At 43.7% G+C, this 12,408-nt stretch carries 13 protein-coding genes; 4 read left to right on the top strand and 9 right to left on the bottom strand.

What is annotated here, in order from left to right; genetic code table 11:
- Positions 1 to 138: 138 nt before the first annotated feature.
- Positions 139 to 402 carry a helix-turn-helix domain-containing protein gene (locus MIC7126_RS0115085; RefSeq protein ID WP_026100284.1) on the top strand — a complete coding sequence of 88 codons (264 nt, stop codon included), beginning with the start codon at positions 139 to 141 and terminating at the stop codon, positions 400 to 402.
- Positions 399 to 1,076, top strand: a complete 678-nt coding sequence (locus MIC7126_RS27665) for a hypothetical protein (protein WP_017653991.1) — start codon at positions 399 to 401, stop codon at positions 1,074 to 1,076. The genes MIC7126_RS0115085 and MIC7126_RS27665 overlap by 4 nt, the downstream gene beginning before the upstream one ends.
- On the opposite strand, the gene MIC7126_RS27660 is transcribed toward MIC7126_RS27665, so the two are convergent.
- From MIC7126_RS27660 to carA, 6 genes are all read right to left on the bottom strand, one after another.
- On the bottom strand, positions 1,007 to 1,813 hold the full coding sequence (locus MIC7126_RS27660; RefSeq protein WP_017653990.1) for a hypothetical protein: 807 nt from the start codon (positions 1,811 to 1,813) through the stop codon (positions 1,007 to 1,009). The genes MIC7126_RS27665 and MIC7126_RS27660 overlap by 70 nt on opposite strands.
- Positions 1,814 to 2,070: 257 nt before the next feature.
- Positions 2,071 to 2,373, bottom strand: a complete 303-nt coding sequence (locus tag MIC7126_RS0115070; RefSeq protein WP_017653989.1) for a DUF1816 domain-containing protein — start codon at positions 2,371 to 2,373, stop codon at positions 2,071 to 2,073.
- A gap of 95 nt (positions 2,374 to 2,468) precedes the next feature.
- On the bottom strand, positions 2,469 to 3,434 hold the full coding sequence (gene rlmB, locus MIC7126_RS0115065) for a 23S rRNA (guanosine(2251)-2'-O)-methyltransferase RlmB (RefSeq protein WP_017653988.1): 966 nt from the start codon (positions 3,432 to 3,434) through the stop codon (positions 2,469 to 2,471).
- A gap of 95 nt (positions 3,435 to 3,529) precedes the next feature.
- Positions 3,530 to 4,009, bottom strand: a complete 480-nt coding sequence (locus tag MIC7126_RS0115060) for a Mini-ribonuclease 3 (protein WP_017653987.1) — start codon at positions 4,007 to 4,009, stop codon at positions 3,530 to 3,532.
- Positions 4,010 to 4,264: 255 nt separating this feature from the next.
- The gene (locus MIC7126_RS0115055; protein ID WP_017653986.1) at positions 4,265 to 4,609 is read right to left on the bottom strand and encodes an STAS domain-containing protein; all 345 of its coding nucleotides are present in this window, start codon (positions 4,607 to 4,609) and stop codon (positions 4,265 to 4,267) included.
- Between the two features lie 132 nt (positions 4,610 to 4,741).
- On the bottom strand, positions 4,742 to 5,908 hold the full coding sequence (carA, locus tag MIC7126_RS0115050; protein ID WP_017653985.1) for a glutamine-hydrolyzing carbamoyl-phosphate synthase small subunit: 1,167 nt from the start codon (positions 5,906 to 5,908) through the stop codon (positions 4,742 to 4,744).
- Between the two features lie 243 nt (positions 5,909 to 6,151).
- Between carA and MIC7126_RS0115045 the strand changes: the two genes are divergently transcribed.
- A complete protein-coding gene (locus tag MIC7126_RS0115045; RefSeq protein WP_017653984.1) occupies positions 6,152 to 7,198 on the top strand; it encodes a retropepsin-like aspartic protease family protein in 1,047 nt (348 codons plus the stop codon).
- On the opposite strand, the gene trpD is transcribed toward MIC7126_RS0115045, so the two are convergent.
- Positions 7,128 to 8,216: an anthranilate phosphoribosyltransferase gene (gene trpD / locus MIC7126_RS0115040; RefSeq protein WP_017653983.1), complete on the bottom strand. Its 1,089-nt coding sequence runs from the start codon at positions 8,214 to 8,216 to the stop codon at positions 7,128 to 7,130. The genes MIC7126_RS0115045 and trpD overlap by 71 nt on opposite strands.
- A 212-nt stretch (positions 8,217 to 8,428) precedes the next feature.
- Here trpD and MIC7126_RS0115035 point away from each other — a divergent pair, with 212 nt between their 5' ends.
- Complete coding sequence (locus tag MIC7126_RS0115035) at positions 8,429 to 9,694, top strand: proton extrusion protein PcxA (protein WP_026100281.1); 1,266 nt, start codon at positions 8,429 to 8,431, stop codon at positions 9,692 to 9,694.
- A gap of 6 nt (positions 9,695 to 9,700) precedes the next feature.
- Here MIC7126_RS0115035 and MIC7126_RS0115030 read toward each other — a convergent pair whose 3' ends face one another.
- Both MIC7126_RS0115030 and MIC7126_RS0115025 read right to left on the bottom strand, forming a co-directional pair.
- Positions 9,701 to 10,603: a DUF1338 domain-containing protein gene (locus MIC7126_RS0115030; RefSeq protein ID WP_017653981.1), complete on the bottom strand. Its 903-nt coding sequence runs from the start codon at positions 10,601 to 10,603 to the stop codon at positions 9,701 to 9,703.
- A gap of 45 nt (positions 10,604 to 10,648) precedes the next feature.
- Complete coding sequence (locus tag MIC7126_RS0115025) at positions 10,649 to 11,956, bottom strand: acetyl ornithine aminotransferase family protein (RefSeq protein ID WP_017653980.1); 1,308 nt, start codon at positions 11,954 to 11,956, stop codon at positions 10,649 to 10,651.
- Positions 11,957 to 12,408: the final 452 nt, after the last annotated feature.

The following is a 12,408-nucleotide window of genomic DNA, read 5'->3' as shown; positions in this document are numbered from 1 at the left end:
CTGTTAAGAGTTCCCGACTTCTGCAAGAAGTCTAATGTCCTAACCTATGTGGCTATGGCTATAATATCCTATTTTGGGATTATCCGATAATAGGTTTATCGTACTTGACGTACACATAAGTGCTAAAGCCAAAGCACGATGAGATCTATTTCTCGCCAGGAGTATGACATATTCCGTCGCTGTATGATTGCGGCTCGCAAGGAAGCACAACTTACTCAAGAATCTCTCGCTAAATCTCTTCAAAAACCGCAATCTTTCGTTGCCAAGTATGAAAATGGTGAGCGACGCTTGGATGTTGTTGAGTTCCTTATAGTTACTCGCGTAATTGGTGTAGATCCTTGTGCCCTCTTGCGCGAGGTGGAACAGCAAATCTTTGAAGCATCCCGTGAGGAAAAGCCATGAACACACCGGATGTAATCAGACTTGCATCTCAATACCTCGCTAATTTAGCAGGGCATAAATTTGATGTTTTAGATGTGTCTAAACCTGTAACTGTTAATTCAGCAGTCAATTTAGCTAAGGTGATCTCAAAGCTTTCACCTTTACTTGGAAATTTAATTGAATTTAACACTGTTGAATTCTTGAATAAGCAAGATAATTTTTCTGAATTAGGAAGCTGGGAGAGACAAGATCCAGGATTTCCAGACACTATTTTTGTTGGAGACGTTCAACCAACACCAGGATTAGAGATTAAAGCATGGTTCCCATTGGCGACGGAAATAACTGCACGATTCAAAGATAGTCAGAATCACTTTCAGTTCGATCAAACTCATGTTGCAATGCTGGCATGGCTGCCTGAGAAAATTATTTACGGAAAACCCTACATTCTAGATGTTTGCGTTGTATCTGGTTTATCAGTAGCTTTAGCTAGAGACACTCATTATCATAATCCACCAGACTATCTTGTTTTAGAACCAGAAGACACAACCCAAAGAACTGCAAACCTCCAGCAAACAAGCACCAGTGGCTATAAGTTTCAAGGTTCTGCCGATGAGTTTTTAGAAGCTCAAGAAATAGTTGGAGGGCATCTAAACTTCGAGCGCATTTTACTCCATTCTTGCGCTGTTAAAGATTGAATACCGTCTAATGAGAAATAAGGCTTTCCTTCAGGACTACCATGTTCATTCGCGTAATTGACCAGCCTTTCAAACATCTCCGGAGGTGGAAAGTACCATAAGTGTCCCTGATCAAAATATTTTCGAGTAGCAGCATCTACTACACCACACGCATCGTTTGCTCGTCGCAATGGCAGTCCAGATCGTTTCCATTCATGTAGCAACCAAGTTTTTAAGGTAAGTTCATTTAGCTTAACCTCTCTTACGTATTGAACACATACCTCTGTAACTACTGGAAATCTGCGGATCTTTTCTGTGTTAACATTTCCCGCAATATGGCCCTTGCCTTTATTCCAAACATTGCAATTAACATATCGCCAGCCATATTTTTCTAAAATTGGATGCACGACAGCCCAGCCAATTTCTGAGTTCCAGAACCAGAGTGTTGTGCATGGCATCGCTGCATTTGACCATGCTTCAATATGAGGCTGATACCAATTGGGCAAGTCAATGTGATCGGACGTATCTCCCTCAAAGCCAAGAACACCATAAGCCCCGTCTGAAACGATTACAGTAGGTTGCTCCCAGTTTTGGTAAAATTCAAGGCTGTCACCGAGAAATAATGAAACGTGTTCATCGCTCCACTTAGAGAATTTGAGTTTGGTATTTAAGTTTACAACCTTACCGCGCCCAACTGTACTCGTAGCTTTTCGTTTCAAAACTTCCGCAGAACTAGCGTTTGAATTAGATCGACTCATTGATTCTTATGGCTCTCCAAATCGTAACGTGGGCATTTTATCCCATTTTAGGATATTTGCACATAATAGAGAAACTAAAATTAGTAGCGACCGTAGCTAATTTGCCAAAAGTTTCAGGGTAGAAAACTTTTGGCTGAGGGCATGAAGTTTAAATGATTATGACAAAAAAGCGGATATTATTGCTCCATCTCACAAGAGATGGTATAATTCCGCATTCCATACTTCAGACTTTATATTTCAGTTGACTATTGCCTAACTTACATTTGACCGCTAAAGGCAGGCTTTACTTTACGGTCAATCCGTTCCCCCAAGTCTTCGGCGATTGTTAGAGAACCGGGTTTACAACGTTTAATATTTACTGCTATTCCCTGCGCGCCTTCTAACTCTAAATCTTCTACATAGCCTTTAAGTGCGATTTTGGCTTCCGCAGAATTGAGAAACGGCCCGAAGTAGTATGTGCAAGAGGGGTTCTGTGTCACAATCTCTACCCACCAAGCCAAGCCAAGGTTGTTGACTGTATTAATTAGCGTTTCTTTGAGGTTATCCCAAATAGTTTTCATGGTACTTGCCGTTTTATCAAAAAGATAGTGGATGTTAAACGGTGCTTTGCTGGTTTTTTCCTTTACATTTCTTTATACTCTTTTACTCTGATTTTTCAAAGAGGTTTGTGTAACTTATCCAGATAAAGTGTGTTTAACGACCTTTGGCGATAAACTTCATAAAGTGCCATACCAGATGCTACCGAGGCATTGAGGCTGGGAGTTTTACCCTGCAAGGGAATTGACACTAAAACATCACAGGAGCGTTGCGTTAGCATACTTAGTCCTTCCCCTTCTGAGCCAACTACCAAAACGATAGGGCCACTGAAATTAACGGTATGCAGAGGTTCACTGCCTGTAACTGCAGTACCGTAAATCCAAAAGCCAGATGCTTTTAACTCTTCCAAAGCGCGGCCGAGGTTAATTACTCTAGCTACAGGAAATTGTTCTAAAGCACCTGCTGCTACTTTTACCACAGTCGATGTGATCCCCGAAGCCCTTCTTTGGGGAATTATCAGTCCTTGAGCGCCGATGGCTTCAGCCGTGCGAATAATTGCCCCTAAGTTATGGGGATCAGTAATTCCATCAGCAACAACAATTACTGGGTCTGCTAGGGATTTCGCCTGTGCTATGAGTTCGTGTAATTCGATATATGTGTAGGGAGCAATTTGTGCGGCTATACCTTGGTGATTGGCGCCGTCGGTGATTTGGTCTAGGCGCTTGGGTTCCACTTCGTCAATGACGGCACCATTTTCTTTAGCCTGGAGAATCAAGTGGTGAAAGCGGGGATCATAGCGCAGGCGAGTAGTAATCCAGATCCGGTTCAGACCGCGCTGACTTTCCAGCGCCGTCTGAACCGGATGACGTCCATAAATGAGGTCGCTTTCTTCAGGATCTGGTTTGACGATTGGCGATGGAAGGGAGACGCGGCGGGGTTGGCTGGGTCTGCTGGGGGCGGGGTTTCCTTCTCCCTGTCGAGGATGGCGAACCGGATTAGCTAGGATGCGCTTACCTTTGATTTTTACAGGTTGCGCACGATTTGGTTCGCCAGCAGTCTTGATTTTTCTTGGTTTATTAGTCATATAAGTATTTGGTGTTGCTTATGAGTGGGCACACTGATTCCCTCAATTTACAGAGATTACTTGACTGACTTTGCTTTTGTGGGGTTAGTCGCCCACTATTCCTGTAGATGGAGTTTTTGCAATAGTTCGGTTAAGCGCTGAAAATCGCTGAGATATAGATAGCCAATTAATGTTTCTAGACTAGTTGCTTGTTGATAAATTTCGGGATCAACTCGTTTGGGGCGTCCTGTGGCGGCGTTTCGGCCTCGTCGGACAATTTCTAATTCATTGTCGTTCAGATAAGGAGTTAGCGATCGCAAATGTAGCGCTTGTTTTTCCGCTCTTACCTGTGCCACTACCAGACGATGGTAAGTGTCTGGTCGCTGCAATGGCAGTAGATAATACATCCTAACATATAATTCATAGATTGCATCTCCCATATAGGCTAATGCCATCGGAGAAATTTGTGGCAATTGTGACTTAGGTATTTGTTGGTGTAAGTAGGTTGTGCTTGCTAAGAGGGCTTGAGTCCAAGATGAATCCTGTTTGGGGGCTTCGTCTTGTCCATTTAATAGATCTTCCTCTTTTGACCTCACAAATTGATTATTCCTTCACTGGCTACATTGGGGACGCATGTTTAGGGATAAATATCATACCTTAAGTAGCTCATTCAGCGCTACTTAATATTATCAATACTAATAAAAATTACTGAATATAGTAGAAAAATTAGGGTTGAGAGCGGCTGGCTTTGATTCCTCTCCCACGAGGAGAGAGGTGCGCCAGCTGTTCTATAAATTAAGCTATCCAGATCAAGCAATTGGATAGCTAGACAAATCTCTCTGGCCAAGCAATCAAGATGACTTGATGTTTTCTAGAGCCGCTTCAACGTTTGGTTGCAGGGAGAGAAACTTCTCTAAGCGAACAAGCTTGACTGTTTGAGTAACACGGGCGTTGGTGACAATTTGCAGGGTGCCATTAGCAGTTTGAGCTTGTTTGGCTAGCTGTACTAAAGCACCCAAGCCAGAGCTATCAACAAAGTCAATCTGCGAGAGATCCAAGATGATATGTTGTGGGCCCGCATCTATTTTGCCACCAAGCACCTTGCGGAATGTGGGTTCGGAAAAGGCATCTAACAATCCTGTGAGGCGGAATAGCTGACAGTTATCCCGGGCTTCAAGAGTGCCCCTCAGGCTCACGGTTAGATTAAGTGGTTCAGCAATAACTCCCTCCTCATGGTGAAAGTGAACGTTCAAGTATAGATGGTTTTTGGGCTAGTTGTCTACAATCTGTTGGATTAGGTATGGGTAGGGATGCCCAATGCCCCATTTTTAACTCACTTTGGCGATCGCTGCTTGTCGGGCGTCTCCCATGGCTTGGACGAACTGTGCAAACAGGTAATCAGCGTCGTGGGGGCCGGGGCTGGCTTCTGGGTGATATTGGACGGAGAAGATGGGCAAGGATTTGTGACGTAATCCGGCGACGGTGCGATCATTCAGGTTGAGATGGCTAATTTCCAAAAGTGCTGCGGGTAAGGAATCTGGGTCGATAGCAAAACTGTGGTTTTGGCTGGTAATTTCTACCCGTTGTTGTAAACCTGCAGGCTGATTCAAACCTCGATGACCGAACTTGAGTTTAAAAGTTTCTGCTCCCAAGGCGTGACCCAATATTTGATGTCCCATACAAATACCAAAAATGGGTTTTTGACTTTCTAATAATGCTTTGGCAGTGGCAATTCCTTCGATAACTGCTGCAGGATCACCCGGCCCATTAGAAAGAAAGATGCCATCTGGATTGTAGTTGAGGATGACTTCTGGTGAGGTATTCGCGGGAACAACTATCACCCGACAACCGTGACTAGCTAAACGCCGGAGAATGTTGCGTTTGACGCCAAAGTCAAGAGCGACGACGGTGAAGGATGGTTGAGAATTGGCTGTTGCATCTGGGCTGAACTCCCAAACTGGGGTGGTGGGATCTGACCATTCATAAATCTCCGAGGTGGTGACTTCTCGCACGAGATTTAATCCTGTCATGTTGGGGGCGGCTAGTACCTGCTCTAGTAACTCTGCTTCATCGAGAATGGCGGTGGAGATACCACCATTGATGGCGCCGACTGCACGAATTTTGCGGGTGAGGGCGCGGGTGTCAATGCCGTAGATACCTGGTATTTGGTGCTGCTTGAGGTAGTCGGGAAAGGATTGTGTAGAGCGCCAGTTACTTGGTTGGTAACAAATGTTGCGAGCGATTGTACCCCGAATCTGTGGTTTGGTCGATTCTTCATCATCGGGGTTGACTCCAGTGTTTCCCAATTCTGGATAGGTGAAGACGACTATTTGACCGCAGTAGCTGGGGTCGGTCAGCACTTCTTGATATCCAGTCATTCCGGTGTTGAACACTACTTCCCCGATGGTGGTACCTGTGGCACCAAAAGACCAGCCACGATATGTGGTTCCATCTGCTAGGACAAGTAGAGCAGGGATAGCGTCAGACAGGGGCATAAGCTGTGAAAGCTAAATAGTGTTCGGGCATGGGTATAGGTGAAACTGCTTACTTTCTAGCCTTGATTGCCGAGTAAGCTGCGATCGCTAATTATGCCATGAGTTGAGAAACTCCGACGGCTCAGGTCAATTAATAAAAAATTAAAATATTGAGTAGGCTATTAAATAGGCAAAAACTTTTCTGCAGAATCATTGGCAGGAGTAGATTGACAAGCTCTTGGGCAGGTAAAATCAGAATTAATTATGCTTCAGTCTTTTTTGATTCGTGCAACCCCTGTGTTTCTGGCAAGTGCTTTAGCGGTTGCAAGTGTGGGCTGTAGCCAAGACAAGCAAACTACAGCAAAGCTTGGTAATCAGCAGCCTACGCCGATGGGCAATTTGCCATTATCGCCGCCTGTGGAAGTCGCCACACCTTTATCTAGCCTCAAACCACAACCGTTAGCTGACGTGGTGCCAAACTCTTTTGAATTGGCATTAGACAAGGCAGCGGGGGCGCTGAGTATCAGTAAATCTGCTCAATCTCCTGATGATTGGAATTTGGTAGTGAGTCAACTTGAGGATGCGATCGCTCTGATGAAAAAGGTGCAGCAACAAAGTCCTAATTTTGTGGTGGCGCAGATCAAAATTTCCGAATACCAAAACCAGATCCAATACGCTTTACACAAAGCTAACTACGATCCCCAACCGATCAAGGTCACGGAACCAAAGCGGGTGGTGGTAGTTGTCCCCCAAACCAAAAGTCAACCTCAGCCCACCCCATCTCTATCTGCGGCTATCCCGATCAAAGTGTCACCGCCTAAGCCCATCGCCCGTGCATCAACACCAGTTACCCCAGAGCAAGAAGTAATTTCTGTACCTATAAAACGGCGAATTGGTGGTACACCAATTATTGAAGTTACTTTCAATGGTGAGCAGCACTTTGAAATGATTGTAGATACAGGCGCCAGCGGGACTGTAATCACTCAAGATATGGCTAGCGTCTTGGGAGTAGTGCCTGTCGGGAAAGCCAAAGCCAACACTGCTAGCTCTAGAGCGGTGGAATTTGCGATCGGCTATGTTAATTCTATGGCAGTGGCTGGGGTCGCAGTCAATCAGGTACCGGTGGCGATCGCTGGCTCGGAACTGGAAACTGGATTATTGGGGCATGATTTTTTTGGCAATTACGATGTCACTATCAAGCGCCATGTTGTGGAATTTCGCCCCCAAGGGAACTCTGAGGTTAATTCTTCAGGAACTGGACTAATTGCTCCAACTTTACCCAAGGAGCGCCACTATTTAGGATCTCCCTAGCGGCTTGAATTCCTTGCTCATGGGCTAACAGCGGAATCACACCAGCTACCTGCAGCGCCAGTGAAGCATTGAGAGCCACCACGTCCTGTTGTGCTTGAGTACTTTTACCTTGGAGTACCGCTTTCAAAATCTCCGCGTTTTCTTGGACATCACCACCCCGTAATGCACCTATGGGCGCAGGTGTCAAGCCAATTTCTTCAGGATTAACGGAAGTTAACTGTACTTCACCTGCAGATAAAACTGCTAAATCAGTTAAATCGCCCAACCCCGCCTCATCCAATCTTTCCCGTCCATGGACTACAATTGCTTTTTGCTTACCCAATTGGTGTAAAGCTTGAGCCACCGTTGCTAACAGTTGGGGATCGAATATCCCCACAACCTGTCCCTGGGGATGTAGAGGATTTACCAAGGGGCCGAGGAGATTAAACACAGTCCGTACCTTGAGATTTCGCCGCAATTGAGCCACAGCTTTCAGTGCAGGGTGCCAACCAGGGGCAAATAAAAAAGTGATTCCCACCTCTTGTACGGCTGCTTGTACCCTTTCGCCAGCAGCAGTTAAATTCACTCCCAGGGCTTCTAACACATCTGCACTACCCGTAAGACTTGACGCCGAGCGATTTCCATGCTTGGCAACAGGAACCCCATAAGCCGCCGCGACAAACGCCACCGCTGTGGAAATGTTAAAAGTTGATGACCCATCACCACCGGTACCACAGGTGTCGATGAGCAGGGGAGGGTTTTGCCTATCTGTAACGGCAATCAACTCATCTGGGCTGTGTAGAGCCGATTGAGATTGTAACACCTCAGCCATCCCCGTCAACTCTTCAGCCGAAACTCCTTTAAAGTGCAACGCCGTTAAAATTGCTCCTGATAATTCTAATGGTACTGATGCGGTCAGCCACCCTTGCATCAATTCAGCTGATTGGCTGCGAGACAGAGATTGACGGTCTAAGAGTTGTTGCAACAAAAGATACCAACTAGGAGATAATTCGGGTGTAGTGATTGATGAATTTGTCATACAACAGGTTTCTGGGTGTGGTTTAGTGTCTCCCATTACCAGCAGGTGCGACTGTTCGCCAGTATGAGGACTTGATTGGGGAGCGGGCTACCAAAAGTTATTGGTGTCTGGCTGTTATCCTACCGGAAAATAGCCAGTGATCAAAGTCTGGTGAAATTATTGTGATTCGACTCCAATAATCAAGTCGCATATTCTCTACAAAAATGGCTGCAATGAAAGCTGCTTTCTTCGCAAAAAGTCAATATTTACTGCATCGAAAAATTATGGGATATTTACGAGTTTATAGCAGGTGGTATTTAGATACGCCGCAAAGGGCAATTTTAGCAGCTTATGCAGCAGCGCAGAATATTCAAGCTGTGGAAATAGAACAATTTGCTGCACAAAAAATTGCTCCTGAATCAGGAAATTACAGTGAAAATGTCGTGTCTTATTGGCAAGAATACTTAAATAAGAATTTAACTATTATTGATGTGAGGTTGGCTGAATTTCGCCTCAGTTATTCTCTTGTCAATGTTGCTGATATTAATATTTTAGAAAAACTACAGTTTATTGATACGGTTGTATCTAAATATCACACGAAAATTCAGCCTGTGATTGACAATCAATTAAATTCAGTTGCTCAACCGCTATTAACAGAAAATAGTGAAATTAAGACGGGAAGTATGCAAGCCCAAGCTATTTCTAAAAAGCCGGGATTGTTACCTCGTACTTTAGGAATAACAATTAATAAAATCAAGGCTGATTTTTCTCCTCAAGCTGAAGCAGAATTTATCAAAAATCAGCGTTCTTCTAGACAGCGCACAAGAACGTCATTAAGATTTTTCCTCATTTTAATTCTTGTACCTATTTTAACGCAGCATTTTTCTAAACAATTAATTATCAGTCCGTTAATTGAAAGATATGTCAACAAAGACAAGCCGCAGATTTTTCTGAATTCTGATATGGAAGGCGAAGCTTTGGGTGAGTTGAAAATTTTTGAAGAAAAATTAAAGTTTGCTATGCTCTTAAAGTCAGCACCAGAAATTTCTTCAGAAAGAATAGCAGAAAAAGTTAAAGATAAGGCATTAGAAATAGCTGCGGAATTTCGCAAAAAAAGCCGAGATGCTATCAGTAATATCTTTGCTGATATAATTTCTTTAATTGCTTTTGCCGGGGTCATCGCTAATAGCAAAAGAGAAATAGTGATTGTCAAATCTTTTATTGATAATCTTGTTTATGGTTTAAGCGACAGTGCGAAGGCTTTCTTAATTATTCTGTTCACAGATATATTTGTCGGGTTTCACTCTCCCCACGGATGGGAAGTGCTTTTAGATGGATTAGCAGAACATTTAGGTTTACCGGCTAATCGCAGTGTAATATTTTTATTTATTGCCACATTTCCCGTGATTTTAGATACTATAGTTAAATATTGGATTTTCCGTTATTTGAGTCGGTTATCGCCTTCAGCGTTAGCGACTTTAAAGGAAATGAACGAGTAGTATCAATCAAGATAATCGAGTCATTTCAAATAATTGCTGGGCGTTGTTTCCGAGAAAAGCGTCAAAGAGTAAATGTTTTCCTGGCTCTACTTCTAAAAAATAGCGTTGTGCAATTTCGTAATAAGCATAAGTCCAGGGAATTTGAATTTCAGTATGATTTTTATCATCTATGACTGTTACCATTTCTGTGACTGCTTGAGTAGCGGTTTGGCGCAGACCACAGGTGATATTTCCTTCGATTTCTGCTTTCATGGGGACGCCTAAATTAGCCAAACCTCGCGCAGTGACGTCAATGTCTGGGTATTGGGAAGTGTTTTGGCGATTGACGTAACCTGTAAAGTGGTTGACTGCATAACCATGTAACAGTACCCAAGCGCCATATTGTGTTACTTGATTGACTTGTTGGATGACGGAAAGTTGGGGTGGTTTCCAGGGACGGGTGAATATTTTTTTGAATTTTTGAACAGTGTTTTCTTGGTTATCTTCTACTGTGAAAACAGAGGGAATTTGATAATTATATGTAGATACTGTTTGCTTGATTAACTGGGTAATATGAACGGGTAATTCATCGACAATTAATTCGCTAATAAACAGTTTAGGTAAATCAAATTTTTCTTGTTGTGGATGGCGATAATGACGGGCGTATAAGTGTGTTTCTGGAAAGAAATACTCGCCTGATGTTTCGTATCCTAAAGCTGTAGCAATTTGTCCTAGATAATCAATTCCTAAATTAATTTTACCTTGGGAACTATCTATGAATAAACGCAGTGACCGAAAGGCGATATGGTCGTTGGCGACAGTTCCACCTGCAGCCGTAATCATTTGTTGATAGGTGCGGGCGTAGCTGACTCTGGCGGTGTATTCTTGCCAAAGTAAGCTGTAGAGATTAAGGGCTATTTGGGGATTCATTGGTTATTTGTTGTTTCTCTAGGTTTGAGGAGTTTTTAGCAGTTCTCAAGCTCTAGATTCTAGTAATATTTCGCTGAGAATTTGTAGGGCGATTTGAATTTGGTTGCTGTCGATGACTAGGGGTGGACAAAAACGAATTGCGGCTTTACCACAACCTAGTAATAATAAACCTCTCAAAAATGCTTGTTGAATGATGCGATCGCGTAGTTTATGATCAAGATTACCTGCGATGTCAATTAAATCTACCGCTACCATCAAACCTTTTCCCCGTGGTGAAGACATTACAGGAAATCTTTGGTGTAAGTTTTGCAAACCGGCTTGTAATAACTCTCCCATAGAGGATGCGTTAGCCATCAAACCGTTTTCTAACAGTCGCATGGTGGTGATACCAGCAACACAAGCAACTGGATTGCCGCCAAATGTGGTAGCGTGGGCACCAGGAGGCCAGGTCATTAATTCTGGTTTGGCGAGAATGGCGCCTAGGGGTAAACCGCTGGCGATTCCTTTAGCTGTGGTGATCATATCAGGCATGACGCCCCAATGCTCGATAGCAAACAGACGACCAGTGCGTCCCATGCCTGATTGCACTTCATCTACTATCATCAGGATGCCATAGCGATCGCATATCTGGCGAATTCTCTGCAAAAAACCATCTTCGGGAACGATGTAACCTCCTTCGCCTTGAATGGCTTCGACAACGATCGCTGCTACTTCTTGGGGTGGTAAGGTGGTATTGAATAGTTGCTTTTCTAAATAATCTAAGCTGGCGTGAGTACCGTAGGGAATATGGGTAACTCCGGGAACTAGGGGCCCAAAACTGGCGCGTTGTACGACTTTGGAAGCTGTGAGGGACATGGCTCCGTAGGTGCGACCGTGGAAGGCGCCCAAACAGGCGACAATTGCGGAGCGTTTGGTGTAGTATCGAGCTAATTTAATTGCGCCTTCATTGGACTCAGCACCGGAATTGGTAAAAAATATTTTTGCTCCTTGGGGAAAAGGAGCGCGAGCGGCTAATTTTTCTGCTAATTCCACCATCGGTTCATAATAAAAGTCCGTCCCCGACATGTGCAATAAGCGTGCTGATTGAGTTTGAATTGCTGCTACGACTTCTGGGTGAGCGTGTCCGGTGTTGGTAACGGCGATTCCAGCGGTCATATCTAAGAATACATTGCCGTCAACGTCTTCTATCATGCAGCCTTCACCGCGCGCTACGACTAGGGGATAGTCACGGGTATAGGAAGGTGATGTGACGGCGCGATCGCGTTCTATAATAGCTTGAGCGCGAGGCCCTGGTAAGGAAGTTACTAGGTGAGGATGACGGGGTAAGTGGATATTTATCGGTGTACTCAGCATTTTTTTAGTAATTTTTTGTTAAATTGCGATTTGTTTAATGATTAAAGTGCGAAGTGCGATCGCATACAGTAACATTTGATTCTCTTTATGAAAAAATTAGCAATATATTCCCTGATTTTCACAGCAGCTTGGGAAGTAGTAGTTTGTCTCGTTAATTTTCATGAGTAGACTTCTTGCATAAATGCTTTGGTGTTGCTGACAATATCATTGAAAAGCTCACGCAAAGGCGCAAAGACGCAAAGAAGATCGCGAAAATTAGGACTTTTGCAAGAGGTCTATTTTGTAGTCAACACTTTAGTGCTTTAAAATTCACCAACTTTAGTTTTGACTACGAGCTTATTTACCTCTGGTAATTTCTGAGACAGACACTAGTACAAAAAGGCGTAAATAAAGCAACTATTACAAATCTATTAAAAGCTTAGTATACAAGCTTCTTCATTTCATACTTCAGA

The organism is Fortiea contorta PCC 7126, assembly GCF_000332295.1.
Taxonomy (GTDB): Bacteria; Cyanobacteriota; Cyanobacteriia; order Cyanobacteriales; family Nostocaceae; genus Fortiea; species Fortiea contorta.
This window is presented reverse-complemented; position numbering and strand designations above follow the sequence as displayed.